Origin of the sequence: Mycobacterium lehmannii (genome assembly GCF_002245535.1) — a bacterium.
GTDB lineage: Bacteria > Actinomycetota > Actinomycetes > Mycobacteriales > Mycobacteriaceae > Mycobacterium > Mycobacterium lehmannii.
Genome location: NZ_NKCN01000019.1, coordinates 90,828 through 116,088 on the forward strand (window position 1 = coordinate 90,828; position 25,261 = coordinate 116,088).

Sequence of the window (25,261 nt, forward strand, 5' to 3'; positions counted from 1 at the left end):
ATGCCGTCACTGCCCCGCGAAGCGCTCGACAACTGGGTCGAGCAGTGGCTGGAGGCCAACCGAGACGCCGAACGCAACGGCGACTGGAAACCGTTGGCCGAGTTCTACACCGATGATGCCACCTACGGCTGGAACATCGGCCCCAAGGAAGACGTGATGTGTGTCGGCGTGGATCAGATACGCGAAATCGCCTTGGGTTTGGAGATGGAGGGCCTGGAGAACTGGGTTTACGAGTACCAGAAGGTGCTCGTAGACGACAAGCAGGGCGAGATCGTCGGCTTCTGGAAGCAGGTCGCGAACAAGTCCGACGGCACCACCGACGAGATCTACGGTATCGGGGGCAGCTGGTTTCGGCTCAATGCCGACCTGAAGATCGAATGGCAGCGCGACTTCTTCGATTTCGGCCACGTCGCCAAGGGGTACGCGAAACTGATCGAGTCCGGCGACCTGTCGCCCGGAATGCAGAAGCGCATCGAGCGCTCCCTGGCCGGCGAGAAGTTGCCCGGTTACTACCCCCTCGGTCAGGCCCCGGTACCGATCTGGTGACCCGGCCAAGCAGTTGATTGGGGGTGGGTGTGACCTACCTAACTACTGCCTCTAGTCTGAGGTCACCGGTACTAGCGGAAGGCACGTTCGAATGAAGACAAAAGGTGCTCTCATCTGGGAGTTCAACCAGCCGTGGTCGATCGAGGAGATCGAAATCGGGGACCCCGTCAAGGACGAGGTCAAGGTGCAGATGGAAGCGTCGGGGATGTGCCACTCCGACCATCACCTGGTGACCGGCGGCATCCCGATGGCCGGTTTCCCGGTACTCGGTGGCCACGAGGGCGCGGGCATCGTCACCGAGGTCGGTCCGGGCGTCGAAGACCTCAAGCCCGGCGATCACGTCGTGATGTCGTTCATCCCGTCCTGCGGCAACTGTCCGTCGTGCCAGGCCGGCATGCGCAACCTCTGCGACCTTGGCGCCGGCCTGCTCGGGGGCACCGCGGTCTCCGACGGCACCCACCGCATCCACGCCAAGGGACAACCCGTCTTCCCGATGACCCTGCTGGGCACGTTCTCGCCCTACATGGTCGTACACAAGAGTTCGGTGGTGAAGATCGACGAGTCGATCCCGTTCGAGGTTGCGTGCCTGGTCGGTTGCGGCATCACCACCGGGTACGGCTCGGCCGTCCGCAGCGGTGACATCCGGCCAGGTGAGGACGTCGCGATCGTCGGCGTCGGCGGCGTCGGCATGGGCGCCCTGCAGGGCGCAGTCACCGCGGGCGCACGTCGCATCTTCGCGATCGACCCGGTGGAGTGGAAGCGTGACCAGGCGCTCAAATTCGGTGCCACACATGCCTATCCGGACTGGGAGTCCGCGATGGCCGGTATCGGCGAGGTCACCTGGGGACTGATGGCCCACAAGGTGATCATCACCGTGGGCGAGCTGCACGGCAAGGACGTCGAGAACTACCTCAGCCTGACCGCCAAGGGCGGCACCTGCGTGGTCACCGCCATCGGCAGCCTGCTCGACACCGAGGTGAACCTCAACCTGGCGATGCTGACCCTGCTGCAGAAGAACCTGCAGGGCACCATCTTCGGTGGGGGCAACCCGCACTACGACATTCCGCAGCTGCTGTCGATGTACAAGGCAGGCAAGCTGAACCTCGACGACATGGTCACCCGGCAGTACAAGCTGGAACAGATCAACGACGGTTACTCCGACATGCTCGAGGGCAGGAACATCCGCGGCGTCATTCGCTATACCGACGACGACCGGTAGAGCTCATGGCTCAGGAAACCGTCGAGAAGACACCGGCTTTGGCGGCCTCCCACAATTCGTGGAGATGCGTGCACTCCCACGACAAAGAGGGCTGGTTGGCCCTGATGGCCGACGATGTCGTCATCGAGGATCCGATCGGGCAGTCTTTCACCAACCCCGACGGCACGGGAATTCGCGGGAAGGAGGCGGTGTCCGGCTTCTACGATGCCAACATCGCCTCCAACGATCTGCGGATCACCTGCGAGGAGACATTTCCGTCCAGTTCCCCGCACGAGGTGGCTCATATCCTGGTGCTGCGCAGCAAGTTCGACAACGGAATGACCAGCACGGTGCGCGGAGTGTTCACCTACAAGGTCAACGACGCCGGTCTGCTCACCAACCTTCGTGGCTACTGGAACATGGACATGATGCAGTTCGGTCAGGCGGCCAGCCAGTCAACGGATGCCAAGTAGCCCGTCACTGTCCGAGCGTGGCGCGGTCGTCGTCGGCGGATCGCGCGGCGTGGGGCTGGCGGTGGCTGAACTGCTCGCTGCCGATGGTGCCGGGGTGGTCGTCAACGGCCGTGACCGGGAGGCCGTAGCCCAAGCGACGCAACGGATTCCGGGCGCGCACGGAGTCCCCGGCTCGCCCGCCGATCCGGAGATCGCCGACCTCCTGATCGAGACGTGCGTTCAGGAGTTCGGTCGCATCGACATCCTGATCAACTGTGCGGGCACAGCCGAGCCCGTCGGATCGTCGATTCTCACGATCACGTCGGGCCAGTTCCGCGAGCTGATCGACGCACATCTCAATACGGCCTTCGAGACTTGCCGAGCCGCCGCGCCCAGGATGGTGGCCCAGGGTGGAGGCGCGATCGTGAACACGAGTTCGTTCGCGTTTCTCGGCGACTACGGCGGTACGGGGTATCCGGCGGGCAAGGGCGGCGTCAACGGGCTGACCCTGGCGATCGCCGCCGAACTCAAGGAGCACGGCGTGCGCGCGAACGTCGTCTGTCCCGGCGCCAGGACGCGGCTTTCGACCGGAGCGGATTACGAGGCGCACATCGCCGACCTGAACCGTCGCGGCCTGTTGGACGACGTGAGCATGCAGGGTGCCCTCGACGCCGCGCCGCCGGCGTACGTCGCCCCGACCTACGCTTATCTGGCGAGTGACCTGGCCAAGAACGTGACGGGGCAGATCTTCATCGCCGCCGGCGGGTTCGTCGGGCGCTTCGACAGGCCGACGCCGACGATTCTGGCCTACCGCGACCACCACGACACTCCGCCATGGTCCGTTGCCGAGCTTCACGACCACATTCAGCGGAATACCCGACACAGCTGACCGCTCAACGACAGCCTTGGTCCCGTGAGTTCGCTCGAAAATTACCCCCTTCGACCTGTGCGAGTTTCGAGCGAATATTGGGCAGACATCACTCGTCCGTCGAGTAGCAAACGTCATTCCTGATCGGGTCGACGTTCGCCTTTACGGCCAGCGCGCTACGGCGTGCAGAAGAACGGCGTGCAGTCGATGGTCACGGGGATTACACATCCCGATGTCAGCGTGACAATCAACGTCAAGATCAGAAAAAGGAAAAGTTTGGCGTTGCGATGTGACATGGCAGTACCCCCTTTGCTCAAGCGACGATCACGATGCGATTACTGTAAGCCGCAAACGGCAGAAATGAATTGAATTCAGGGAGAAAGTGTCGAATCTCTTTTACGCGGAATGCTGCGATCGTGCGCCTATTGAATGGTAAGCGACACAAGCAAAGCGCGCGAAATTAACTGCAATCTATTTCTGATCTTGAACATGGAATTCAGTTCGGCTTTTGCGATGTTGCTAGAAATGCATCCACGCGCCGAACGCGGCCGTCAATTATTGCGAGGACGCCTGCGGTCCGTTTTCCGCTCCTCGTTTGCAGGCGCACCCCGGGAACGACTCGCCTCGCTTGCTCGATCACACTCCCGCACGTCGCAACGCTTACCGCACCGGCGGCCGGTCAGCCGACGCGCCCTCGACCGCGGCGAGTCGCTCACTATGCTCGACGCCATGGCGAGCGTGTTCACGAAGATCATCAACGGGGAGCTACCAGGCCGGTTCGTCTACGAGGACGACGACATCGTCGCCTTCCTGACGATCGCCCCGATCACCCAGGGCCACACGCTCGTTGTGCCGCGAGCCGAGATCGACAACTGGCAGGACGTCGAGCCCACGGTCTTCGGCCGCGTCATGGAGGTGTCACAGCTGATCGGCAAGGCCGTGGTCAAGGCGTTCCCCGCCGAACGGGCCGGGGTGATCATCGCCGGGATGGAAGTGCCTCATCTGCACGTGCACGTCTTTCCCACCAACAATCTCGCCGATTTCGGATTCGCCAACGCCGACCAGAACCCGTCGCAGGAATCCCTCGACGAGGCCCAGACCAAAATCAAGGCGGCACTGGCTCAGCTGACCTGAGCCGCCACGTCGACGATGCGCGGCAGGCTGACCCGAAACGTGCACCCCTGCCCCGGCGCGGTGGTGACATCGACCGTTCCGCCGTGGGCCAGAACCAACGAGTCGACGATCGACAGTCCCAGCCCGGTGCCGCCGCTTGCCCGGGTGCGCGACGAGTCCGCGCGATAAAACCGTTCGAACACCCGTCGCGCGTCGTCTTCCGTCATACCCGGCCCCTCGTCGCACACCTCCAGCACCGCGCGGTCGCCCGCGGTGCCCACCCGCACCGTCACCCCGGCGGTTTCTGGAGTGTGCTGAAGCGCGTTGCCCATCAGGTTGCCCAGCACCTGGCGCAGTCGGGCTTCGTCGCCAAGCACTTCCGGGGTGCCGGGCCCATCGAGCACCTCCAACCTGATCGCTCGCTTGGGGGCGATGGAGCGCCCGTCGTGGACCGCGTCGGTGGCCAGGGTCAGCAGATCGACGCGCCGGCGCTCGAGTGGGCGTTGCGCGTCGAGGCGGGCGAGAAGCAGAAGGTCCTCCACGAGCAAGCCCATCCGGCCGGACTCGCTCTCGATGCGGCTCATCAGCATCTCGACGTCGCGTACCGCGCCCTGCCGGTACAACTCGGCGAATCCACGGATGGTGGTCAGCGGCGTGCGGAGCTCATGGCTGGCGTCGGTGATGAACCGTCGCATCCGCTCCTCGGAACTGCGGGCCTGCTCGGCGGAGGCCTCGGAGGCCGCCATGGCGGTCTGGATCTGGGCGAGCATGCCGTTGAGCGCTGACGACAGTCGGCCCACCTCGGTGCGCGGATCACGCTGGGGGACACGGCGATCGAATTCGCCTGCCGCGATCGCCGCCGCGGTCTGCTCGACTTCGACCAGCGGACGCAGGCTGCGGTGCACCACCGCATAGCCGACCACCCCGAGCACCACCAGCACCGCCAGCCCGATCCCCACCTGCGCGTAAATCAACTCGCGCACTGTGGTCTGCACAGCGGAGAAGTCGACGGCGACAGTGACCACCCCGTCGGGGCTGCGGACCGTCATCGCGCGCCACTGCACATCGGAGCCGTGCAGCGAGCCGATGGTGACCGGCTCCGAACCCACGTCGTTGTCGGCGGGCAGCGCCGGTTCCGCATCTCGGTCGTTGACGGCGATCCAGATGTGGCCGTCGGCTCCGACGCCGCGGACATAGAAATTCGTCGGCGGCCGTGCGGGGTTGGGACTTTCCAGCGCATCGTCGGACCCCTGGCGCGGCGCCTGGGCCCACCCTCGCGAAGCGTCGAGCAGTTCTTGGTCGACGCGGTTGCTCAGCGTGTGGCGCAGGATCGTGGTGACCGCCACGCCGGATGCGAGCAGACCGCACGCCACCAGCAGCAGGGTGGCCGCCACCAACGCCACCCTCAGCGGCACACGTGCGGTCATCTACTCATTGTCGGCGCGCCTGCGGTTCCGCTCATCACGGTTGTCTGTTCTTCGCGCAAGCGCTCATCACCGTGGCTCGCGGAGCACGTACCCCACGCCGCGCAACGTGTGCAACAGGCGCTTTTCGCCCGTGTCGACTTTTCGCCGCAGATAGGACACGTAGGACTCGACGACGTTGACGTCACCGCCGAAGTCGTAGCGCCAGACGTGGTCGAGGATCTTGGGCTTGGACAGCACCGTCCCCGCGTTGATGATGAAGTACCGCAGCAGCGTGAACTCCGTCGGCGACAACGACACCGGCTCCCCCGCCTTCCACACCTCATGGGTGTCCTCGTCGAGTTCGATGTCGGAGAAGGACAACCGCGAGTTGCGAGGCTCCTCGACACCACGGCCGGAGCGGCGCAGGATCACCCGCAACCGGGCCACCACCTCTTCGAGGCTGAACGGTTTGGTCACGTAGTCGTCGCCGCCGAGGGTGAGACCGGCGATCTTGTCCTGGAGCGAATCGCGGGCGGTGAGGAACAGCGCCGGGGCGTCGATACCGTCGGCGCGCAGTCGTCGCAGCAGCCCGAAACCGTCCATCCCGGGCATCATCACGTCAAGGATGACGGCGTCCGGGCGTACCTCACGCGCCTTGTCCAGCGCGGCGGGTCCGTTGGAGGCGGTGTAGACCTCGAACCCCTGGAACTTCAGGCTGACGGACAGGAGTTCGACGATGTTGGCCTCGTCGTCGACGACGAGGACCTTGGCCTCCGGTGTGTTCTCGGGTAGTGCAGGCATGGCCACCTATTCACTGTCCGTCTGTCGCCGGTGATGTTCCTGCCAGCAGGCTGTGTACTTCCTGTGAGTCTTCATCTTGCGCCGTCCATAGACTGAGGTGATGAACTTCGGCAAAGCGCTGACCGATATCGCGACCGCACCGGCGCGAGCCGCCCTGGCCGTCGCCGACGCGGGCCTGGCCATGGCGACCGGGGCGGTGAGCATGGCGCAGCGCACGCTCGGCGACGCCGTCGAGGGTGGGCCCGGATCGGCGTCGTTCGCCACAATACTCGGCCTGAACGACGCGGTCGAGCGGGCGAACCGACTGGCACGTCTGATGGACGACGACGCCCCGCTGGGCCGGGCGCTGGCACCCAACGGACCCCTGGACCGGCTGCTGCGACCGGGCGGACTGGTCGACCAGCTGACCATCGAGGGTGGCCTGCTGGATCGCGTGACCGCGGAGAACGGTGCGGTCGCCCGGGCGGTGGCTCCCGGCGGGCTGGTGGACCAGCTGATGGCCGAAGGCGGCCTGGTGGACCGCATGACCACCGACGACGGCGCACTGTCGCGGGTGATCGCCCCGGGCGGGCTGGCCGATCAGCTACTGGCCAACGATGGCCTCGTGGAGCGGGTGCTACGCGAGGACGGCGTGGCCGACCGCTTACTGGCCGAGGACGGCCTGTTGGACACGCTCACCGATCCCGACGGTCCCCTGCTCAAGCTGGCCGACGTCGCGGACACGCTGAACCGGTTGGCGCCCGGTCTAGAGGCGCTGGCGCCAACGATCGACGCCCTCCACGATGCCGTCGTGACGTTGAGCCAGGTCGTGAACCCGCTGAGCAATATCGCGGACCGGATCCCGTTGCCCGGTCGCCGGCCGCGCGCCCGTTCGACGTCGAGGACGGTGACCTCTCAACGCATCATCGACGTCGGGGAGTGAGCTCACGCGTCGGCTTCGACCGCCTCGATCGCCACTGACACGCTCTCCGGAGTCGGGGGCTGGTCTTCGGGCTGCCAACGCTGCAGCAGCAGCACGGTGGCACCCCGCAGCATCCGCACATAGTCGTCGACATCGGTTTGCTTGTAGGACTCGATGCGCGCGGCAAGCTCAGGAACCAGCGGCTTGATGGCGGTGGCGATGCTGAGCCCGAGGCCGCCTTCAGTGCTCGCGCTCTTGTCGAGCAGCGTGAGTAGCCGTTCGACCTCGGGCCGCTCGAGTGTGGGATACACGTGCGGGAAGTCGCTGAGCAGATCGTCCTTGACAGTCACGGGGAGCGGAGTTCCCCGAACGGGTGACCCGATAAACTCGGGCACCCGTCAATACGACTGGCCGTCGGCGTATCGCTGTCGCCGGTAGTGGCGGCCGCTACCGCGATTCCTTGCCTTATAAGTAGGCAGTTGACTGTCGCAGTTTGGACAAACCAGCCGCAGGTTTTCACGGCGGTTGTCGGTCGCGTCGCCATTTATGTGGTCGATTATCAGTGCGAGCGTTGAGCCATTCCACTCAGCCGTGATGCCACAGATTGCGCAACGGCTGGCCTGCTGTTCAAGCAGGTAGTCCCGAACAAAGTTGCCCTGGTAGGAAGTGCGGCCGCAGACGCCGGACTCAAGCCAAGCATTCAGAAGTACCCGCCGGCGATGTGACTGCTGACATGCACTGGAGCAGAAGACTTTCTGTTTACGGCCAACCAACTCGCGGCCGCACCCGAGACAGGCCTTCAACATAGAGCGACCCTAAGCAGGTCGGCCGACAAACGGAGCCGCGTGAGAGACTCGAACTCTCGACATTCGCCTTACAAGGGCGATGCTCTACCAACTGAGCTAACGCGGCCGACTCGGTGAGCCTCGGCCATTCTACGACGGCATAATCATGCGATCCGCGGGACGCCCGCGCCAGCGGTTAGTAGTGCACCCACTCCATGCCGATATACGTATCATTACAGACCTAAGCGCATCAGCTCGCAGCGGCGAGGAAAGATGCTTTGACCTGACTTCTCAACGTTTCCAACGCCTTTGCGAGCAGGCGCGACACATGCATCTGCGAACAGCCGATCTGCGCGGCGATCTGACTCTGCGTCATGTCCTCAAAGAAGCGCAGCGTCAGCACGTCGCGTTCGCGGCTCGGTAGGGCCGCGATCAACGGCCGCACGGTCTCGACGTCGAGTACCTTGTCGAAGCCGGCGTCGTCACCGCCGAAACTGTCCCCGATGGACGCCGAATCGTCATCGCGCATCGCCGGTATGTCGGTCGACAACGTCGAATAGTTCGACCCGGCGATCACCGCTTGCACCACCTGTTCGCGATCGACGCCGAGATCCTCGGCGATTTCGCTCGCGGTCGGTGCGCGCCCCAGGCCCTGCGCCAGCTTCGCGGTGGCCTTGTTCACCCGCATCTGGAGGTCTTTGACGGTGCGCGGGACCTTCACCGCCCACGCGTGGTCACGGAAGTGCCGACGGACCTCGCCCATCATCGTCGGTACGGCGAACGACAGGAATTCTGTTCCGTTGTCGACGTCGAATCGATTGAGCGCATTGACCAGCCCGACACGCGCTGCCTGCACAAGATCTTCGTGTGACTCACCGCGGTTGCGGTAACGACGTGCGATGTGATCGGCAAGCGGCAGGCAGCGCTCACAGATCAGATCGCGTTGCCGGTGGTAGGCACCCGACCCCTCATCCAGTGTTTTGAGGTGACGGAACATTTCCGTCACATCGGAATAATCGGAATTTGGTCCAGCCACGCGTACGTCCGTCCCTCGAAGAATTGCAATGCGGGCTCGCGGATCTGAACCTGATCGAGCACGTATACCCTCGTAATGACCAGCCCAAACGCCCTGACAGCCCGGGCGGGAGGCACAGTCGATCGGCGGTGGCTTTTAAGCTGCTGGTCATGGACGTTTGGACCCGGAATAACATCAAGATCGTTGGAAACCAGAGCGGTCCGACGCTGTTCCTAGCCCACGGTTTCGGGTGTGACCAAAACCTGTGGCGGCTCATCGTCGACCGGCTGCAGTCGGACTTTCGCATTGTGTTGATGGACCACGTCGGCTCCGGGGCCTCGGACCCCAAGGCGTGGGACGACACCAAGTACTCGTCGCTGGACGGCTACGCCGACGACGTCGTCGAGATTCTGCGCGACCTTGATCTGCGCGACGTGGTGTTCGTCGGCCACTCGGTGGCGGCGATCATCGGTGTCCTCGCGGTCATCACCGAGCCCGACCGGATCGCCAAACTCGTCATGGTCACTCCGTCGCCTCGCTACATCGACGACGACGGCTACCTCGGCGGGTTCTCGAGGGCTGACATCGACGAACTTCTGGAGTCCCTGGAACTGAATTACCTTGGCTGGTCGCGTGCCATGGCCCCGGTGATCATGGGTAATTCCGACCGGCCGGAGCTCGCCGAGGAACTCGAGGCGTCGTTCTGCCGAACCGATCCCGACTGCGCGCGGGTGTTCGCCCGCGCCACATTCCTGTCCGACAACCGCGCCGACCTGCCGCGGGTCTCGGTACCCACGCTGATCCTGGAGTGCTCCGAGGACGCGATCGCACCGGCATCCGTCGGAGCCTATGTGCACCAACATATTTCCGGCAGCCAGCTGGTCACGCTCGATGCGACCGGCCATTGCCCCCACGTCAGCGATCCGGACGCCACGGCCCAAGCGATCGCCGAGTTCGCCCTACCGGCATGACCGGGTTGGATCTCGACGATCACTGGGAGAACGCGCCCACCGGCAACGCGATCGCCCATCCCAACGGCCGCATCATCCGAGCCAACGCGACCCTGGCCAGCTGGCTCGGCTATGAGCGAAAACACCTGCACGGCAAGCTGATCACAGACCTGTTGACCGTCGGCGGGCGCTTGCACTACGACACCCATTTCCGGGCGATCCTGCGGATGAGCGGAAAACTCGATGGCGTGACGCTGGATTTCCTGACCGCCGACGGCACGCGGCTACCGATATTCCTCACCGCCAACATGGCCTACGACGCCGAAGGACATCCAGAGCTGTTGCGCGTCAGCGCGGTCGACGCCAAGGACCGGCGATCGTACGAGCGGGAGCTGCTGGCGCAGCGTGAGCGCGCCGAGACCGAGCGCAGCCGGGTGCAGGCGTTCGCCGAAACCCTGCGCCGCTCACTGCTTCCGCCGCTTCTCGCACCGCCGCCGGGACTGGACGCCGCCGCGTACTACCACACCGCGTCGGACGACGACGTCGGCGGCGACTTCTATGACCTGTTTCCGCTGTCACGCTCCACGTGGGGTTTCTTCCTCGGCGACGTCGCGGGAAAGGGCGTCGACGCCGCGGTGGTCGCCGGCCTGGCACGGTACGTGCTTCGCTCGGCCGCGGTCGCCGACCACGATCCGGTGAAGGCGCTTCACGTACTCAATTCGGTGCTGATGCAGGACGTCGAGATCGGCGGCAATCGGCTGTGCACGGTGATCGACGGAAGCCTCACCATGCGCGGCGACGGTTTCGACGTGTCCCTGGCCAGCGGCGGTCATCCCCCGCCGCTGCTTCTCAGCGCCGACGGATCGGCCTATTACGCCGACACCGTCGGTGGCCATGCCGCCGGGATCACCGATGACGCGCGGTTCGTCGCTCACAGATTTCACTTGGTGCCCGGGGACACCTTGGTGCTCTACACCGACGGTCTGACCGAGGCGAGCACCGGAATCGGCCATCAGCGCTACGACGACGAGGGTGCCCTGCTCGCGTTCGTCGACGCCCGCGCACCCGCCACCGCCGACACCATCGTCAACGCGTTGAAGGACCTGCTCACCAGCTTCGGGCCCGGAGTCAAGGACGACGCCGCGGTGCTCGCGCTAGGGGTGCCGGCGAACGCCTAGTCAGGTCTCGTCGGCGACGTCGTGGCGGTCCTGATGTCCACCCGGGGCCTCCGGATCGTCGTCGCGGTGGTCCAGGTCGTCCTGCAGTGCACGTTGTTCCTCGGTCGCCTTGGTGGCGTCCATCGGAGTAGCGGGCGGGTCATTCGGCGTTGACATCCGACAAGGATCGACCGCCCGCCCCCGGACAAAACCCCGTGTGACCAGAAGTACATTGCTAGGACACTAACTATTTGGCCACGATGGAGTTGTGTCCACATCAACTCCGGCGCGGGTCGACCCGCTCGCACTCGAGCAGCAAGTCTGCTTCGCGCTAGCGGTCACGAACCGAGCCGTGCGGGCGATATACCGCCCCCTGCTCGAACCGCTCGGCCTCACCCACCCCCAGTACCTCGTCATGCTGGCGCTGTGGGACCACTACAAGACCTCAGAGGCCGCAGAGCCGCCCACAAAACCACTGTCGGTCAAGGACATCGCGAGCGCTTTGCAACTCGACTCGGCGACACTGTCCCCGATGCTCAAACGCCTCGAGTCGCTCGGCTTCATCACCAGGGCACGCAGCGCCGTCGACGAACGGGCCACGGACGTGCGGCTCACCAAGGAAGGTGTGCGGTTACGGCGCCGTGCGCTCCAGATACCGCCTGCCGTCGTCGAGCGCCTGGGTGTGGACCTCGACGAACTCGAAACGCTTCGCAACGTCTTGAACCGTGTGAACACCGCCGCCCTCGCCGCGGGCGCACTCGACAACTGACCACTCAAGGAGGATTCGTGCCTGCCGCCCGCCCCAACATCGTCCAATACATCACCTATTCGTATGGACGCCGGCTTCCGGACTCCATGCGCGAGTGGGTGGCGCGCGACCTGGCCGGTCCTGGCGCGCTGCGCCGCCACATGATCCGGATGGCGATTCCACCTCTGTTCGTGCTGGCCCCGTTCTGGTTGCTTCCGGCATCGCTGTACGTACACCTGGAAATGACTGCGCCGATCTACATTTGGGCGATCCTCATGGCGCTCGCGCTCAACAAGATCTGGCGTCGGCACCGCCTGGCCCAGCACGGACTGGACCAGAACCTGGTCGACGAGATCAAGCGCAAGAAGGATGCGCGGATGCACGAGGACTACATCCGCCGCTTCGGCCCACGCCCCGAAGAGGCTCGCTGGCAGCAGAACAGCAGCCCCTTCTAGCCACGCGGAGTCGTCGGCTGCGCGTGCAGTCACCGAACCTCGTTCGCCGCGGCGACCAGGTTGCGCAACGAGGCGGTTACCTCGTCGGTCCTGCGCGTCTTCAGACCGCAGTCCGGGTTCACCCAAAGACGCTCGGCAGGAACGGAGTTCAACGCTTCTCGCAACGAAGAAGCCATCTCGCCGACGGCGGGTACCCGCGGCGAGTGGATGTCGTACACGCCGGGGCCGACGCTGTTGGCGAACCCGGCCGCGTTGAGGTCGCCGAGCACCTCCATGTGCGAACGCGCCGCCTCGAGGGACGTCACATCGGCATCGAGATCGGCGATTGCGCCGATCACCTCGCCGAACTCCGAGTAGCACAGGTGCGTGTGGATCTGTGTCGAGTCATCGACACCCGATGTCGACAACCGGAATGCGTCGACCGCCCAGCGCAGATAGGCATCCTTGTCCTTGGAGCGCAGAGGCAGCAGTTCGCGAAGCGCGGGCTCGTCGACCTGGATGATCGCGATACCCGCCTTCTGCAGATCGATGGTCTCCTCGCGAATCGCCAGCGCCACTTGGGCCGCCGTCTGGGCCAACGGCTGGTCGTCGCGCACGAACGACCACGCCAGGATCGTCACGGGCCCGGTCAGCATGCCCTTGACCGGCTTGTCAGTCAGTGACTGCGCATAGGTGATCCATTCGACCGTCATCGGGTCGGGTCGGCTGACGTCGCCGTACAGGATCGGCGGGCGAACGCACCGGCTGCCGTAGGACTGCACCCAGCCGCTCTGTGTGGCGAAGAATCCGTCGAGCTGCTCGGCGAAGTACTGCACCATGTCGTTGCGCTCGGGCTCGCCGTGCACCAGCACGTCCAGGCCGATCTCCTCTTGCAACCGGATTACGGCGGCGATCTCGGCCTGCATCCGGCGCTTGTATTCGGCGGCGTCGATCTTGCCCGCGCGCAGGTCCGCTCGGGCCAGGCGGATCGCCGATGTCTGCGGGTACGACCCGATGGTCGTCGTGGGCAGGACGGGCAGGTTCAGCCGCGCCTGCTGCGCTGCGCGGCGCCGGTCGGCGGGACCGCGTTCGGCGCCGGAGGCGGTGATGGCCGAGATCCGCTCTCGCACATCGTCGTTGTTCAACCGGGGATCGGCGCGCCGCGACGCGATGGCCGCGTTGGACGCCGCGATCTCACCGTCGATCGCCTCGCGTCCGCCCTTCAAGCCGCTGGCGAGCGCCACGACCTCGGTCACTTTCTCGAAGCCGAAGGCCAACCAGCTGCGCAAGGCGCCGTCGATAGAGGGCTCCGCATCGAGCGTGTACGGAACGTGCAGCGTCGAGCACGACGTCGAAACCGCGACGTGCTGCGCCGACCCCCGCAGTGTAGTCAGGGTGCCGAGAGCCGATTCCAGGTCGGTGCGCCAGATGTTGCGACCGTCCACGACGCCGGCGACGAGGAGTTTGTCGGCCAGTTCGGGCACCGCGGCGACCGCGGACACCCCGCCCGCGACGAGGTCGACACCGATCGCTTCGACCGGCGTTCGCGCCAGCGCGGGCAAGGCATCCGAGAGCTCGCCGAAGTAGGTGGCCACCAAGATCGCCGGCCGATTCGTCAGCCGACCGAGCTGTGCGTAGGTGCGCTCCGCGAGTTCGGCTGCGGTGTCGACAAAGTCGGTCACCAGAACGGGTTCGTCGATCTGCACCCACTCCACGCCCCGCTCAGCGAGAAGTGCCAGCAGCTCCCCGTATACCACGGTCAAGTCGGCGAGCCGGTCGATCGGGGGGCCCGCGCTGTGCACCGCCTTGCTCAAGGCAAGGAAAGTGATCGGCCCGATGACGACAGGGCGGGCCGGAATGCCCTGTGCGCGAGCTTCTTCGATTTCACCGAGGATCTTGGCCGGGTTCAGCGCGAAATGCGTGTCCGGAGCGAGTTCGGGCACGATGTAGTGGTAGTTGGTGTCGAACCACTTCGTCATCTCCAGGGGAGCGATGTCGTCGTTGCCGCGCGCGGCAGCGAAATAGCGGTCCAGTTCATCGGACACGTCCGCGACTCGCGGGGGCAACGCACCCACCATGGCGGCGGTGTCGAGCACCTGGTCGTAGTAGGAGAACGTGTTCACCGGAACGGAATCCAGCCCCGCGGCGACGAGCGCCTCCCAGGTGTCGCGGCGCAGTTCGGCGGCGACGGACTCGAGTTCGTCGCGTCCGACGGTGCCGGCCCAGTACTTCTCGACGGCTCGTTTGAGTTCACGGTTCGGGCCGATGCGCGGGGAACCGAGGATGGTGGCATAGAACGGTGTTGCGGTCATGACGACGTCCTCATCGGTACGGCGGATGTTCATCGCCGGAGGGTGTCGTACCGAGCGGTCACGCCATGAGCAACCCGCTTCGGCCACAGCCCATTCCGCGAGGCGATGAACCACCGGACGCGGCGCGCCCGGTACATCTGGCAGGTCTTCGGACTCGCAGGCTCGCACATGGTCGTGCACCTAATGGCCGTCGCTTCCCAGCCCGTGGGGCCAGTGCTGTTGACGGCGGTCGTTCCTGCATACCGCTGCGGGACAGTCCCGGATTCTCACCGGGTTCCCTCTCGCACCGCACCCGAATCGGCTGCGGCACTCGATGCCGACGGCCCTCCCCCGAATCCGAGATCGGTTCGCCCGCAAACCAGCTGCGCGACCAGCCTACCCCTACCGCCGGGCCAGCCACTCGGCCAGGGACCTGCCTGCCTCCAACACATGACGTTCGGCGATGTCCCGCGCGGCGTCGGCATCACGACGCTCGAGCGCATCCAGTAGCTCCTCGTGCTCGGACAGCGAGTGCTTCTCATGTTCGGGGAATACGGTGAGGAAATTCGTGGGCACCACCCGCGCGGCCTGCCGGATCTGCGTCAGCAACCGTGGTGAGTGGGCGGCACGGTGGATGGCCTGGTGGAACAGCCAGTTCGCTTCGCCGATCGTGTCGTCCCCCGACCGCGTGACGACATCGGCGGCCAGCTGCCGCAGCTGTGCGAGCTCGTCGGCGGCCACCCGCTCGGCCGCCCACGCGGCCGCCTGCCCGGTGAGCACACCGAGGATGGTGAAGCTGTCCTGCACATCGCGCGGACTGATTCCGATGACTGTGATGCCGCTGCGCGGCGCCACTTTCACCAAGCCCTCAAAGGACAGTTCGAGCAACGCTTCCCGCACGGGCGTACGGCTTGTCGAGAACTCCTCGGTGATCGCGTCGAGGTCGACGCGGGTGCCAGGAGGCAGCGCTCCGGTGAGGATGCGGTCCCGCAACTCCCGGGCGGCGCGTTCACGCACCGTGCCGGAGATGTCGACTGACCGGGTCATGTTCCGACTTTAGCAGGCAAAACATCCCACATTTGAAATCTGATATATCAAATGTTAACTTTCGGACCATGACCCGGACCGACCACATGGCGCTCGTCGCCTTCATGCAAGCCGGCAGCACCTCGGTGTACGCCGGATCGTGGCGTCACCCCGCCACCGAGCACGGCTACCTCGATGCCGGCTACTACGCCAAGATCGGCAGGCAACTCGAAGAGGGCTGCTTCGACCTGATGTTCTTCGACGATCGGCTCGCGATGCCGGGCATCTACGGCGGGTCGGTGGCCGAGGCCGCGCGGTACGGCGCCCGCCCGGTCAAGCTCGATCTTGGTGTCGTGCTCGGCGTGCTGGCCCATACGACGTCGCACATCGGGCTCGGCGCCACCTACTCGACCACCTACTACGCCCCGTTCCACGTCGCGCGCACGTTCGCCACGCTCGATCATCTGTCGGGCGGCCGCGCCGCGTGGAACGTGGTGACGTCGGTCAACGACAGTGAGGCGCAGAACTTCGGCGTCGACAGCCACCTCGGCCACGACGAACGGTACGACCGCGCCGACGAATTCCTGGACGTGGTGACCGGCTTGTGGGACACGTGGGAAGACGACGCGGTGCTGCACGACCGGACGTCAGGTCAATATGCGGATCCGGCGAAGGTGCACGAACTGGGTCACGTCGGCCAGTACTTCCGCGCGCGCGGACCGCTGACCGTCCCTAAAACACCGCAGGGACGTCCCGTCATCATCCAGGCCGGCTCGTCGGGCCGCGGACGCGAATTCGCCTCGCGCTGGGCCGAATTGATCTTCACCGGCGACCCCGGCCTTGAGGTGGCGCGTGAACACTACGCCGATCAGAAAGCGCGCATCGCCGCCGCTGGGCGCGACCCTGACGCGGTGCGCATCTGCCCGATGGCTTATGCGGTCGTCGGCGAGACGGAGTCGCACGCCAAAGAGCGCGAGGCGATGTTCCTCAACGATCTGGTGCACCCGATGGCCTCGCTAACCCTGCTGTCGGAGCTGATGAACTACGACTTCGCCCGACACGACCTCGACGACCCGGTGACCGACGAGATGATCGCATCGGTCTCCGGAATCCGCGGACTCGTACAGAACCTGCGCAATCACATCGGCGGCGACACCGTCACGGTGCGCGACCTCGCCGGCCACCGCGCCACTCTGCTGCAGGGACCACGATTCGTCGGCACCGGTGAACAGGTCGCCGACCAGATGGCCGAGTGGTTCACCGGTGACGCCTGCGACGGGTTCGTCCTGGCCGCAACGCATTTACCCGGCGCGTTCGAAGACGTGGTCCGCATGGTCGTTCCGCAGTTGCAGCGCCGCGGCCTGTTCCGCACCCGGTACGAGTCCTCGACGCTGCGTGGGCACCTTGGGCTGCAGCGCCCAACCGCCCGGGTTCCGGCGTGATGCTCGACGGCCTGCGGGTACTCGAGTTCGCGACGCTGGCTGCGGCCCCACTGGCGGCGACCTACCTCGGCGAGTTCGGCGCCGAGGTGATAAAGGTCGAGGACCCCAGATGCGGCGACCCCATCCGCACCTGGGGCCATCAGCGCAACGGCGTCGGTCTCATGTGGAAGTCCCTGTCGCGCAACAAGAGATCCATCACCTTGAACCTGCGCTGCGCCGACGGACAGGCCATCGCCCGCCGCCTAGCCGAACAGGCCGACGTCGTCGTCGTCAACACCCGACCGCAGACCCTGCAGAAGTGGGGCTTGGATTACGAGAGCCTGCGCGCGGTCAACGACCGGATCGTGATGCTGCACATCACCGGCTACGGGCTGACCGGGCCGAAGAGCGAGCGCCCCGGCTTCGGCACGCTCGGCGAGGCGATGAGCGGTTTCGCCCACATCACCGGAGAGGCCGACGGCCCGCCGACGCTGCCGCCGTTCATGCTCGCCGACGGGGTGGCGTCTCTGAACGCCGCGTACGCGGTGATGATGGCGCTCTACCACCGCGACGTGCACGGAGCGCCGGGACAGTTGATCGACATCAACCTGATCGACCCGCTGGCCAGGTTGTTGGAACAGACGCTGCTCGGCTACGACCAGCTGGGGTTGGTGCCCGAACGGGCCGGCAATCGGTGGGACATCTCCGCGCCGCGCAACACCTACCGCACCGCCGACGGCAAGTGGCTGGCGATGTCGGGCAGTTCACCGGCGTTGGCGCTGCGGGTCTTCCGCGCCATCGGTCGCGACGACCTGGTCGCCGACGCCGACTTCTCGGATCCGCAACGCCGCCTCGCCCGGGCCCGCGAAGTCGACGCGGTGGTCGCCGACTGGGTCGCCACCAAAACCCTTTCCGAGGCGATGGCGGTGTTCGAAGCCCAGGAGGTGGCGGCCGCACCCGTCTACGACATCACCGACCTGATCGCCGACGAACAACTTCGATATCGGGAGGTGTTCGTTCCGGTCGACGACGCGGAGTTGGGGGCGATGACCGTGCAAGCGCCGGTACCGCGGTTCTCGTCGGCCACGGGCCGAGTCGCCCACCTCGGGCCGCGCTTGGGCGAACACAACGCCGAGGTCTACGGCGAACTGCTCGACATGTCCGTCCCCGACATCGCACAACTGCGCGCCGACGGCGTGCTCTGACCACGAAAGAAAATCGATGACCAACCTGCTGCGGCGCTCCGAACTCGCCCTGCCCGCAAGTAACGACCACATGTTCGCCAAGGCCGCCGGGTGCGGTGCGGACCTGGTGTTCCTCGATCTGGAGGACGCGGTACCGCCCGCCTTCAAGGTGCAGTCACGCGCCAAGGCGATCACGGCGCTCAACGAGATCGACTGGGGCAGTACAGCACGTGCGATCCGCATCAACGGCCTCGACACACCGTGGTGTCACGACGATCTGATCGAGGTCGTCACCCATGCGGGCCGCAACCTCGACACCGTCGTGATTCCGAAGGCGCGTACGGCCCGCGATGTGTGGTGGGTCGACGTGCTGCTGACCCAGCTGGAGTCGAAGCTGGGTCTGGACAACCGGATTCGGCTGGAGGTGCTGATCGAAGAGGTCGAAGGCCTGGCCAACGCCGAAGCCATCGCCACGGCCAGTTCCCGTCTCGACGCGCTCATCTTCGGGGTCGGTGACTTCTCCCTGTCGCAGGGCGCGCGGGTGGACACCAACTTCGACCCGCTGGGCGAATACGTCGGCGACTTCTGGGCCTACGCCCGCAACAAAGTCATCGTCGCCGCTCGCATCGCCGGCATCGACGCGGTCGACTCGCCCTACCCCGACTTCGGCAACCTCGCCGGATACGAGCGCGACGCGCGCCGGTCGGCGCTGATGGGCTACACCGGCAAGTGGGCCATTCACCCCGACCAGGTGCCGATCGCCAACGACGTGTACGCACCGACGCCCGACCAGATCGCCCTGGCCGAACGCAACGTCGCCGCATACCGCGAAGCGGAGAACAACGGCCGCGGCGCGGTGGGCGTTGAAGGTGTGCTGGTCGACGCCGCGCACGTCAAGATGGCCGAAGAGACGCTGGCCCGTGCGGCGTTGATCGCGTCGAAATCCTGATCCGGCGCCTAGGACAACAGCGTCTGGCCCAGGTAGGCGCCCGACTCGACTCCCGGCAGGATCGCGAACGTCGCCGACCCGATCGTGGTGATCCACTCGTTCAGCGCATCGGCCGCGGCGAGCCGCCGCTGCACCGGTGTGAACTGCACGGCCGGATCACGTTGGTACGCAGCGAAGATGAGCCCGCTGTCCGTGATACGCCCGGCGGGCGGCGCGTCGTCATAGTTGTAGGGCCTGCGCAGAAACCGTTCGTCGTCGCTGTGCGGACGGGCCAGCGCGACATGCGCATTCGGCGGGATCACCGGTATGCCGTCTTCGGCCGCGTCGAAGTCCGGGACGTCGTCTTCCCGCCGCCCGGTCAACGGCGCGCCGCTGTCGAGGCGACGGCCGACGCTGAGTTCCTTGCTGGTCCGGTCGAGCTCGTCCCACGTGTCCAGCTCCGCGCGGATGCGGCGCAGCACCAGCGTCGTACCCCCGGCGAACCACGGCTGATCGTCACCGGAATCCCAGACGTGCCGATCGAAACCCGCCTCATCGACGACGTTGGCGGTCCCGTCGACCTGGCCCATCAGATTTCGCATACTGTGCGCACCCGAGCCCGCTGCTTGCCGAAACCCCTTCTGCCGCCATCGCTGCCGGGTCATGGTGCGCACGTTCTTCAGCAGCACTCGGCTGGTGTGAGCGACGGTGATCGGGTCGTCGGCACAGATCTGCAGCAGGAGGTCACCGCCGCACCACTGCGGTTCGAGCCGGTCGGTGGCGAAGGCCGGCGGATCGGCGACCGCCCGTGGGCGCCGATTCCCGAGCCCGATCCGGTCGAACAGGCTCGGCCCGACACCGACGGTGACGGTGAGCCTGGCCGGCCGTTGCGCCAGTTCGGGTTCGGTGTCGGCCAGAGCGGGAGTGCCTTGGGTCAAGCGCTCGGCGTCCGACGTCCACAGCCTCAGCACGGCTGCCAACGTCTCCCGCGGGTCGCGATGCGGCTGCGGTTCGAGGTCGAGTGCGACGAACAACGCGTGCGCCTGCGGGGACGTCGCGACACCGGCCTGATGCGCCCCGTGAAACGGTTCGACGGCCCGGTCAACGGCGTCGGCAGGAACCGCGGATTGGGCGATGCCGCTGTGGCTCAGCGTCGCCCCCGCCGCCACCGCGACGGCGCTGCCCGCGAGAAGACGACGCCGATTGAGGTGGAACCGACCGTCGGCCACGCCGTCACCCATGGTCATGGTGTGGTGCGGAACCGCCCGTGGCCGGTTGGTAATCCTCGTTGGCACCGGCGAAGTCACGCACCTGGGCGGTGACCGGCAGCGTCGACCCGTCCTCGAACTCGACGGTCAGCGTCACCTCGGAACCGGGCAGCAGGGGCTGTCTGAGGTCCATCAGCATCAGGTGGTCACCACCTGGCACCAGGGCGTGTGAGCCTCCGGCCGGGATCATCAGGCCCCCGTCTTTGGCGCGCATCGTCCTGGCGCCCGCGTCGACCGCCACTTCGTGCACCTCGACCCGTCCGGCGGCGTCCGAGCGCCCGGAGACGATGCGCGCGTCGTGGTGCCCGGCGTTGGTGAACGTGCCGAACACCGCGGCCATACCGGTCTCGGCCGCACTGGCCCATTGGTCGGCGAACGTCACCTCCGAGGCCATCGGCCCTTCGTCGTGTTGGCCATGTGCCGTGCAAGCCGCCACGACGGCCGCTGTGATGAAAAGTACCAGCGCGTGATAGATCCTGTTAGACATCGACTTTCGCCTCCTGCTCGGCGCCCCGCTTCTTGACCGCTCCGACGATGAGGTCGACGACCACGAATGCGGCGAGGCTGAGGCCGAACAGCGGCAACGCCCAACCCACCGCGACCGCACCAACCACGAGCAACGTGATCACCCCCGGGTGCAGACCATGCAGGACGCCTCGCAGCGGCGGGCGACCAGCCGCCCACGCCGAACCCTTTGTCGGCCTGCGTTGCCACCACATGAGGTAACCGCGGACGACGATCGTGATCAGCCCAATCGCGGTGAGCGCCAACACGATCTGGTTCACCACCCCGAACAACACCCCCATGTGCGCGTCGATCGCCCAGTTGGTGAGCTTGGCCAGAAGCGGCCACTCGGCCTGATTGACCCGGTCGATGATCGCTCCGGAATCGGGGTCCACCGAGACCGCGTCGTACCGAGTGGGCCAGTCGCGCTTGTTCTCCGCGACTTCCCAACCCTGGCCGTCGCCGCGGGGAGGGTACATCCACATCGGGCCGGACAGGCCCGCGGCGCGTGCCGCGCTCAACGCGGTGTCCGCGCCGTGTAGTGCGGCGTCATCGCCGCCGACGACGGCCTCTCCGTGGTGATGCCCATGGCCCGCGTCGGTGTCGGTCGACTGCATGAGTGCGGTGTCCACCAACGGCGCTGTGGTGTTCAGCCTTTCCTGCAGCAGATTGACCGTCTCACCGCCGTAGCGCGACCAGGTGATGCCGGTGACCGACAGCCCGAGCAGCGCAACGATGATCCAAACCCCCACCGCGCCATGCCAGGACAGGGTGCGGCGACGGTCTGTCTTGTCTCGGTCGGGAAGCGCGATGCGACGCAGCTTCTTGGTGTCGCGGCGGTGCAGATACCACAGCGCCAGACCCGCCAGCGCGATCACCCACAACCAGCTCGCCGCAAGCTCGCTGTAGTTGCGGCCCACGGCCCCGAGATGCAGGTTGCGGTGCAGCTCGTCGAACCACGCGCGCACCGGCAGCCACTGGCCGTAGGTGGTCAGCGCGCCACTGATCTCACCGCTGTACGGGTCGACGAATACCGTTCTCGCATAGTCGGGGGGAACGTCGTCCACCGCGAGCACGACGCGTGTGGTGTCATCGGCCGCGACGGGCGGGCCGATCTGCTCCACCGTTCCCTCGGGGTATTCGGCACGCACGGCGCGCAGCTGTTCGGCCAGGGGGATTCGGTGCTCCCCGACGTTGTCGACGGTGACCTTCTCGCGGTAGACCGCGTCGTCGATCTGGGGAATGACCGCGTACAACAAGCCGGTGACAGCGGCGATCAGAATGAACGGACCGACGAAAACGCCGGCATAGAAATGCAATCGAAGTAACAGCGCACGCACGCCGCGCTGGCGCTGACGCGCGGGCGTGCCGAGGGTGGGGGTCGTTGTCATGAATGGCGGACCTTCAGCCGGCGGCCCGGCGAGCACGCTCGACGAGCCGGAAATTGAGGTGAGGTGAGTTACGTCGAAAGCCGCGACGCCTGTCGCGGCCGATCTCGGTGCGCGGCGGGGGCTAAGCCGCCGTTGCCAACCTCAGTGGCGGAGCACGCATGCCGAGGCCGCAACTCAACAGGACGGACTCGGCGACAACGGTTTTGACGACACGGTGTACCCGCCGCGCGCGCGGGCGCAGTCCGGACGTGGCGAAGATCCGCAGCCACTGCAACACCGATACGCAGACGACGTAGAGGTATTCGACGGCAGCGATCGCCGTTCCCAGGATCACGGCGGCCGCGATATGGGCCGCGGTCATCGCGGGCGTCAGGCCAAGGGCGGCGGCCGAGTGCACGTGCCCACCGGCGATGACGAAGGACAGGTGGCCGAGGAGTTGGGCGAGGCTCAGGGCGCCGACGGCGCCGAGCAACCGCCTGTGACGACCGTCGAGCGCGGGTCGGGCGACCACGGCGCCCACGGTGGCGCAGACGAGCATCGCGACGATCAGCGCCGATCCCGCGGGAAGCTGACCGCCGGCGAACGTATGCGCGGTCGCGGTCAAGACGGCAGAACACGAGCCGACCAGACCCCCGCGCACCCAACGTGCGCGCGACTTCGGCGTGTTCACCTGCAGAACTCTACCGTCGGCGCCGCCGGGTCAGCCCTCGACCACCACACCCGCGGCGGCTTCGATGGGTTTCACCACCGCCGTGAAGTCCGATTCGGCCCCCTCGCTGGCCATCGTCGCCTCCCAGACCTGGCCAACGGCGTCGGCGAGTTCGGTCGGCAGGCCCAGCGCCCTGGCCTCGTCGAGGTAGAGCCGGACGTCCTTGACCATCAACCCCGTCGCGAAGCCGTAGTCGAACGTGCGGGGTAGCACCGCCCGCGGGAATTTGTCCCGACTGGCGTGAGTGCCACCGGAACCGGCGTTGAGGACATCAATCATCACCCGGGCGTCGAGTCCTGCCTTCACACCGGCCACCATCGCCTCGGCGGTGACAGCCAGTGTCGTCGCGGCGATGACGTTGTTGACGAGCTTCATCGTCTGCGCAGCGCCGGGCTTCTCGCCGACGAATGTCGGCCGTCCGAGGGTTTCGAACAGCGGTGCGCACCTCTGGTAGTGAGCCCGCGGCCCCGACACCATGATGGCCAGGGTGCCCGCCTCGGCCCCGTGCACACCGCCGCTGACGGGACTGTCGAGCGCCGCGATCCCGCGCTCGGCCAACAGCGCGCTGTTGCGCTGCGCGGCTTGGCTTCCCACCGTCGACAGGTCGACGAAACGCTCGACGACGGTCCCGCAGGCGACCTCTGCGGCGACGGACTCCGAGGCCTGCGGGCTGGGCAGGCTCGCCAGTATCGTCGGCGCGCGGTCGGCGACCTCGCGCGCCGAGGCCGCCCGCTCGGCACCGGCGTCAACCGCCCTGTCGACCACCGCGGGGCGGGCGTCGCAGACGACCACCCGATGCCCGGCCGCCCGCAGGCGGTCTGCCATCGGGAAGCCCATGTTGCCGAGTCCGACGAATCCGATGTCCATGCCGTGCCCTACCGCTGTTCGGCGTCGTCGAAGGCGGCGCGCGCGGTGCGGAAGGCCTCCACCGCAGCGGGCACACCTGCGTAGACCGCGACCTGCATGAAGATCTCGCGGATCTCTTCGGGGGTTACGCCGTTGGTCAGGGCGCCTCGGACGTGGGTGCGAAGCTCGTTGGGGCGGTTCAACGCCGCGAGCATCGCAAGGTTGAGCATGCTGCGCGTCTTGTAGGACAGGCCGTCGCGTCCCCAAACCGCTCCCCAGCAGTACTCGGTCACCAAATCCTGGAACGGCCCGGTGAAATCGTCGGCACTGTCTGCCGCCTTCTGCACATAGGCCTCACCGAGCACCGCCGTGCGGATCTCGCGGCCCTTGTCGTACACGTCTTGGTCCACCACTCGAGAGTGGCAGACCGCGACGAGCCGTGCTCAGCCGGCAGGTGCGGGGGCCGGAGCCGGAGGCGGCGGTGCGGGCGCGGGTGCGGGTGCCGCGAACGGCGCGGGGGCCGGAGGCGGAGGCAGTGGCGGCGCGGCCAACGGTGCAGGAGCCGGCGCTGGGGCCGGAGGCGGCGGGGGTGCCGGAGCCGGCTCGAGACGCGCCACCGCGTAGGCCGCACCCTCGGCGGCCATCCCATTCACGATGTAGGAGTTGTGCGCGAAGCTCGGCAGACCGATGGGAGCGCCGTTGCAGATCGTGTCCCCCTCGGCACACAGGTCCAACGTCTTGTCCTGATACGACGGTCCGATGACGATCGCGGGCGCACCGGCATCGGTGAGGAACTGATCCGAGGGCCTGCCGAACAGCACGACAGCGGCAACGTGGTCGCCGACTTCCTCCGACATCGGCTCGGGGATGAACTCGCGGTACTCGGCGGGGATCTCCTCGGGGATCTCAGCGGACGTCACATATCCGGCGACCGCGGCACCTTGTGAGAATCCGCCGAGCACGATGTCGGTGTCGGGGCATGCCGCGGCCGTCGACTCGACTTTCTGTCCCGCATCGCGGATTCCGTCGACGACCGTGCGTGCGAACTGGATGCGGTTGCCGAAGTCGCCGCTGGCCAGGTAGTTGACCGGATAGACGTCGATGGACCGTGGGCCGGCCTGGGCGCGCAGCTGGTCGACGAATGCCTGCCCGACCCCGCCGACACCGACCGGCTCGCCGGTCCCGCGCGCGAACACCACCTGCACGTCCGGGCAAGCGGGCGGCGGGGCCGTATACACATCTGTCGCTGCCGACGTACGCCTAGGGCGCGACGTCAGTTGCAGCCCTACTCGCGTAAGAACACGACAGACACGAACTCA

Annotated in this window: 28 protein-coding genes, 1 tRNA gene and 1 riboswitch; of the genes, 13 read left to right on the plus strand and 16 right to left on the minus strand. The window is 66.4% G+C overall.

All coding sequences use genetic code 11. The features are described 5' to 3' along the window. From CEX87_RS19815 to CEX87_RS19835, 5 genes are all read left to right on the plus strand, one after another. Window positions 1-546 (plus strand): nuclear transport factor 2-like protein, encoded by a 546-nt coding sequence (locus CEX87_RS19815; RefSeq protein ID WP_064395182.1) that lies wholly within the window; start codon window positions 1-3, stop codon window positions 544-546. A gap of 91 nt (window positions 547-637) precedes the next feature. Continuing rightward, a complete protein-coding gene (locus tag CEX87_RS19820; RefSeq protein ID WP_064395181.1) occupies window positions 638-1,765 on the plus strand; it encodes an NDMA-dependent alcohol dehydrogenase in 1,128 nt (375 codons plus the stop codon). A gap of 5 nt (window positions 1,766-1,770) precedes the next feature. Beyond that, window positions 1,771-2,217 carry a nuclear transport factor 2 family protein gene (locus tag CEX87_RS19825; RefSeq protein WP_064417893.1) on the plus strand — a complete coding sequence of 149 codons (447 nt, stop codon included), beginning with the start codon at window positions 1,771-1,773 and terminating at the stop codon, window positions 2,215-2,217. After that, a complete protein-coding gene (locus CEX87_RS19830) occupies window positions 2,207-3,085 on the plus strand; it encodes an SDR family NAD(P)-dependent oxidoreductase (protein WP_094288778.1) in 879 nt (292 codons plus the stop codon). The genes CEX87_RS19825 and CEX87_RS19830 overlap by 11 nt, the downstream gene beginning before the upstream one ends. Before the next feature lie 708 nt (window positions 3,086-3,793). Continuing rightward, on the plus strand, window positions 3,794-4,198 hold the full coding sequence (locus CEX87_RS19835) for an HIT family protein (RefSeq protein WP_198957263.1): 405 nt from the start codon (window positions 3,794-3,796) through the stop codon (window positions 4,196-4,198). Here CEX87_RS19835 and CEX87_RS19840 read toward each other — a convergent pair. Both CEX87_RS19840 and CEX87_RS19845 read right to left on the minus strand, forming a co-directional pair. After that, window positions 4,186-5,604 (minus strand): sensor histidine kinase, encoded by a 1,419-nt coding sequence (locus tag CEX87_RS19840; RefSeq protein ID WP_064395178.1) that lies wholly within the window; start codon window positions 5,602-5,604, stop codon window positions 4,186-4,188. The two genes, CEX87_RS19835 and CEX87_RS19840, sit on opposite strands and share 13 nt — an antisense overlap. Before the next feature lie 66 nt (window positions 5,605-5,670). Beyond that, entirely contained in the window at window positions 5,671-6,384 is a 714-nt protein-coding gene (locus CEX87_RS19845) for a response regulator transcription factor (protein WP_174522706.1), read from the minus strand. Between the two features lie 100 nt (window positions 6,385-6,484). Here CEX87_RS19845 and CEX87_RS19850 point away from each other — a divergent pair, with 100 nt between their 5' ends. Further along, complete coding sequence (locus CEX87_RS19850; protein ID WP_094288782.1) at window positions 6,485-7,306, plus strand: hypothetical protein; 822 nt, start codon at window positions 6,485-6,487, stop codon at window positions 7,304-7,306. 2 nt (window positions 7,307-7,308) lie between these two features. On the opposite strand, the gene CEX87_RS19855 is transcribed toward CEX87_RS19850, so the two are convergent. From CEX87_RS19855 to CEX87_RS19870, 4 genes are all read right to left on the minus strand, one after another. Next, window positions 7,309-7,635, minus strand: a complete 327-nt coding sequence (locus CEX87_RS19855; RefSeq protein WP_064395175.1) for a hypothetical protein — start codon at window positions 7,633-7,635, stop codon at window positions 7,309-7,311. A 48-nt stretch (window positions 7,636-7,683) separates the two neighbouring features. Then, window positions 7,684-8,091, minus strand: a complete 408-nt coding sequence (locus CEX87_RS19860; protein WP_082694940.1) for an HNH endonuclease — start codon at window positions 8,089-8,091, stop codon at window positions 7,684-7,686. 33 nt (window positions 8,092-8,124) lie between these two features. Continuing rightward, window positions 8,125-8,197, minus strand: a tRNA-Thr gene (locus CEX87_RS19865). A gap of 123 nt (window positions 8,198-8,320) precedes the next feature. Further along, the gene (locus tag CEX87_RS19870; protein ID WP_082693676.1) at window positions 8,321-9,106 is read right to left on the minus strand and encodes a SigB/SigF/SigG family RNA polymerase sigma factor; all 786 of its coding nucleotides are present in this window, start codon (window positions 9,104-9,106) and stop codon (window positions 8,321-8,323) included. A gap of 149 nt (window positions 9,107-9,255) precedes the next feature. Here CEX87_RS19870 and CEX87_RS19875 point away from each other — a divergent pair, with 149 nt between their 5' ends. Both CEX87_RS19875 and CEX87_RS19880 read left to right on the plus strand, forming a co-directional pair. Further along, the gene (locus tag CEX87_RS19875) at window positions 9,256-10,056 is read left to right on the plus strand and encodes an alpha/beta fold hydrolase (protein WP_094288784.1); all 801 of its coding nucleotides are present in this window, start codon (window positions 9,256-9,258) and stop codon (window positions 10,054-10,056) included. Next, window positions 10,053-11,213, plus strand: a complete 1,161-nt coding sequence (locus CEX87_RS19880; RefSeq protein WP_094288786.1) for a SpoIIE family protein phosphatase — start codon at window positions 10,053-10,055, stop codon at window positions 11,211-11,213. Before CEX87_RS19875 ends, CEX87_RS19880 begins: the two co-directional genes overlap by 4 nt. On the opposite strand, the gene CEX87_RS27405 is transcribed toward CEX87_RS19880, so the two are convergent. Beyond that, a complete protein-coding gene (locus CEX87_RS27405; protein WP_165595971.1) occupies window positions 11,214-11,369 on the minus strand; it encodes a hypothetical protein in 156 nt (51 codons plus the stop codon). Between the two features lie 91 nt (window positions 11,370-11,460). Between CEX87_RS27405 and CEX87_RS19885 the strand changes: the two genes are divergently transcribed. Beyond that, window positions 11,461-11,961 carry a MarR family winged helix-turn-helix transcriptional regulator gene (locus tag CEX87_RS19885; RefSeq protein WP_094288788.1) on the plus strand — a complete coding sequence of 167 codons (501 nt, stop codon included), beginning with the start codon at window positions 11,461-11,463 and terminating at the stop codon, window positions 11,959-11,961. Between the two features lie 17 nt (window positions 11,962-11,978). Continuing rightward, entirely contained in the window at window positions 11,979-12,395 is a 417-nt protein-coding gene (locus CEX87_RS19890; protein ID WP_064395170.1) for a DUF5313 domain-containing protein, read from the plus strand. 29 nt (window positions 12,396-12,424) lie between these two features. On the opposite strand, the gene metE is transcribed toward CEX87_RS19890, so the two are convergent. After that, window positions 12,425-14,686: a 5-methyltetrahydropteroyltriglutamate--homocysteine S-methyltransferase gene (gene metE / locus CEX87_RS19895; RefSeq protein ID WP_198957265.1), complete on the minus strand. Its 2,262-nt coding sequence runs from the start codon at window positions 14,684-14,686 to the stop codon at window positions 12,425-12,427. Window positions 14,687-14,819: 133 nt separating this feature from the next. Beyond that, window positions 14,820-15,003, minus strand: a riboswitch (cobalamin riboswitch). A gap of 64 nt (window positions 15,004-15,067) precedes the next feature. Continuing rightward, window positions 15,068-15,712 (minus strand): GntR family transcriptional regulator, encoded by a 645-nt coding sequence (locus tag CEX87_RS19900; RefSeq protein WP_064395168.1) that lies wholly within the window; start codon window positions 15,710-15,712, stop codon window positions 15,068-15,070. Window positions 15,713-15,780: 68 nt separating this feature from the next. On the opposite strand from CEX87_RS19900, the gene CEX87_RS19905 reads away from it, so the two are divergent. The 3 genes from CEX87_RS19905 to CEX87_RS19915 are packed head-to-tail and all read left to right on the plus strand — an operon-like array spanning window position 15,781 to window position 19,245. Further along, the gene (locus tag CEX87_RS19905) at window positions 15,781-17,133 is read left to right on the plus strand and encodes an LLM class flavin-dependent oxidoreductase (protein WP_064395167.1); all 1,353 of its coding nucleotides are present in this window, start codon (window positions 15,781-15,783) and stop codon (window positions 17,131-17,133) included. Further along, window positions 17,133-18,317 (plus strand): CaiB/BaiF CoA transferase family protein, encoded by a 1,185-nt coding sequence (locus tag CEX87_RS19910; RefSeq protein WP_064417881.1) that lies wholly within the window; start codon window positions 17,133-17,135, stop codon window positions 18,315-18,317. The genes CEX87_RS19905 and CEX87_RS19910 overlap by 1 nt, the downstream gene beginning before the upstream one ends. 16 nt (window positions 18,318-18,333) lie before the next feature. Then, on the plus strand, window positions 18,334-19,245 hold the full coding sequence (locus CEX87_RS19915; RefSeq protein ID WP_094288792.1) for an HpcH/HpaI aldolase/citrate lyase family protein: 912 nt from the start codon (window positions 18,334-18,336) through the stop codon (window positions 19,243-19,245). 8 nt (window positions 19,246-19,253) lie between these two features. Here CEX87_RS19915 and CEX87_RS19920 read toward each other — a convergent pair whose 3' ends face one another. From CEX87_RS19920 to CEX87_RS19950, 7 genes are all read right to left on the minus strand, one after another. Then, complete coding sequence (locus tag CEX87_RS19920; protein WP_094288794.1) at window positions 19,254-20,465, minus strand: Dyp-type peroxidase; 1,212 nt, start codon at window positions 20,463-20,465, stop codon at window positions 19,254-19,256. Next, window positions 20,458-20,979: a copper chaperone PCu(A)C gene (locus CEX87_RS19925; RefSeq protein ID WP_064417878.1), complete on the minus strand. Its 522-nt coding sequence runs from the start codon at window positions 20,977-20,979 to the stop codon at window positions 20,458-20,460. Before CEX87_RS19925 ends, CEX87_RS19920 begins: the two co-directional genes overlap by 8 nt. Continuing rightward, window positions 20,972-22,387 carry a PepSY-associated TM helix domain-containing protein gene (locus CEX87_RS19930; protein ID WP_094288796.1) on the minus strand — a complete coding sequence of 472 codons (1,416 nt, stop codon included), beginning with the start codon at window positions 22,385-22,387 and terminating at the stop codon, window positions 20,972-20,974. The genes CEX87_RS19925 and CEX87_RS19930 overlap by 8 nt, the downstream gene beginning before the upstream one ends. 121 nt (window positions 22,388-22,508) lie before the next feature. After that, entirely contained in the window at window positions 22,509-23,057 is a 549-nt protein-coding gene (locus tag CEX87_RS19935; RefSeq protein WP_064417876.1) for a hypothetical protein, read from the minus strand. A 30-nt stretch (window positions 23,058-23,087) separates the two neighbouring features. Beyond that, on the minus strand, window positions 23,088-23,963 hold the full coding sequence (locus tag CEX87_RS19940) for an NAD(P)-dependent oxidoreductase (protein ID WP_064425081.1): 876 nt from the start codon (window positions 23,961-23,963) through the stop codon (window positions 23,088-23,090). A gap of 8 nt (window positions 23,964-23,971) precedes the next feature. Beyond that, window positions 23,972-24,352 carry a carboxymuconolactone decarboxylase family protein gene (locus CEX87_RS19945; protein ID WP_064395231.1) on the minus strand — a complete coding sequence of 127 codons (381 nt, stop codon included), beginning with the start codon at window positions 24,350-24,352 and terminating at the stop codon, window positions 23,972-23,974. Between the two features lie 33 nt (window positions 24,353-24,385). Further along, entirely contained in the window at window positions 24,386-25,180 is a 795-nt protein-coding gene (locus tag CEX87_RS19950; protein WP_142301115.1) for a cutinase family protein, read from the minus strand. Window positions 25,181-25,261 lie beyond the last annotated feature (81 nt).

Excerpts from the sequence above, each read along its gene's own strand:
- CEX87_RS19905 (WP_064395167.1), top strand. The coding sequence starts at position 15,781 with ATGACCCGGACCGACCACATGGCGCTCGTCGCCTTCATGCAAGCCGGC.
- CEX87_RS19910 (WP_064417881.1), top strand. The coding sequence starts at position 17,133 with ATGCTCGACGGCCTGCGGGTACTCGAGTTCGCGACGCTGGCTGCGGCC.
- CEX87_RS19920 (WP_094288794.1), bottom strand. The coding sequence starts at position 20,465 with ATGGGTGACGGCGTGGCCGACGGTCGGTTCCACCTCAATCGGCGTCGT.
- CEX87_RS19860 (WP_082694940.1), bottom strand. The coding sequence starts at position 8,091 with ATGTTGAAGGCCTGTCTCGGGTGCGGCCGCGAGTTGGTTGGCCGTAAA.
- CEX87_RS19845 (WP_174522706.1), bottom strand. The coding sequence starts at position 6,384 with ATGCCTGCACTACCCGAGAACACACCGGAGGCCAAGGTCCTCGTCGTC.
- CEX87_RS19820 (WP_064395181.1), top strand. The coding sequence starts at position 638 with ATGAAGACAAAAGGTGCTCTCATCTGGGAGTTCAACCAGCCGTGGTCG.
- CEX87_RS19900 (WP_064395168.1), bottom strand. The coding sequence starts at position 15,712 with ATGACCCGGTCAGTCGACATCTCCGGCACGGTGCGTGAACGCGCCGCC.
- metE (WP_198957265.1), bottom strand. The coding sequence starts at position 14,686 with ATGACCGCAACACCGTTCTATGCCACCATCCTCGGTTCCCCGCGCATC.
- CEX87_RS19825 (WP_064417893.1), top strand. The coding sequence starts at position 1,771 with ATGGCTCAGGAAACCGTCGAGAAGACACCGGCTTTGGCGGCCTCCCAC.
- CEX87_RS19930 (WP_094288796.1), bottom strand. The coding sequence starts at position 22,387 with ATGACAACGACCCCCACCCTCGGCACGCCCGCGCGTCAGCGCCAGCGC.
- CEX87_RS19850 (WP_094288782.1), top strand. The coding sequence starts at position 6,485 with ATGAACTTCGGCAAAGCGCTGACCGATATCGCGACCGCACCGGCGCGA.
- CEX87_RS19875 (WP_094288784.1), top strand. The coding sequence starts at position 9,256 with ATGGACGTTTGGACCCGGAATAACATCAAGATCGTTGGAAACCAGAGC.
- CEX87_RS19840 (WP_064395178.1), bottom strand. The coding sequence starts at position 5,604 with ATGACCGCACGTGTGCCGCTGAGGGTGGCGTTGGTGGCGGCCACCCTG.
- CEX87_RS19925 (WP_064417878.1), bottom strand. The coding sequence starts at position 20,979 with ATGTCTAACAGGATCTATCACGCGCTGGTACTTTTCATCACAGCGGCC.
- CEX87_RS19835 (WP_198957263.1), top strand. The coding sequence starts at position 3,794 with ATGGCGAGCGTGTTCACGAAGATCATCAACGGGGAGCTACCAGGCCGG.
- CEX87_RS27405 (WP_165595971.1), bottom strand. The coding sequence starts at position 11,369 with ATGTCAACGCCGAATGACCCGCCCGCTACTCCGATGGACGCCACCAAG.
- CEX87_RS19815 (WP_064395182.1), top strand. The coding sequence starts at position 1 with ATGCCGTCACTGCCCCGCGAAGCGCTCGACAACTGGGTCGAGCAGTGG.
- CEX87_RS19915 (WP_094288792.1), top strand. The coding sequence starts at position 18,334 with ATGACCAACCTGCTGCGGCGCTCCGAACTCGCCCTGCCCGCAAGTAAC.
- CEX87_RS19830 (WP_094288778.1), top strand. The coding sequence starts at position 2,207 with ATGCCAAGTAGCCCGTCACTGTCCGAGCGTGGCGCGGTCGTCGTCGGC.
- CEX87_RS19880 (WP_094288786.1), top strand. The coding sequence starts at position 10,053 with ATGACCGGGTTGGATCTCGACGATCACTGGGAGAACGCGCCCACCGGC.
- CEX87_RS19940 (WP_064425081.1), bottom strand. The coding sequence starts at position 23,963 with ATGGACATCGGATTCGTCGGACTCGGCAACATGGGCTTCCCGATGGCA.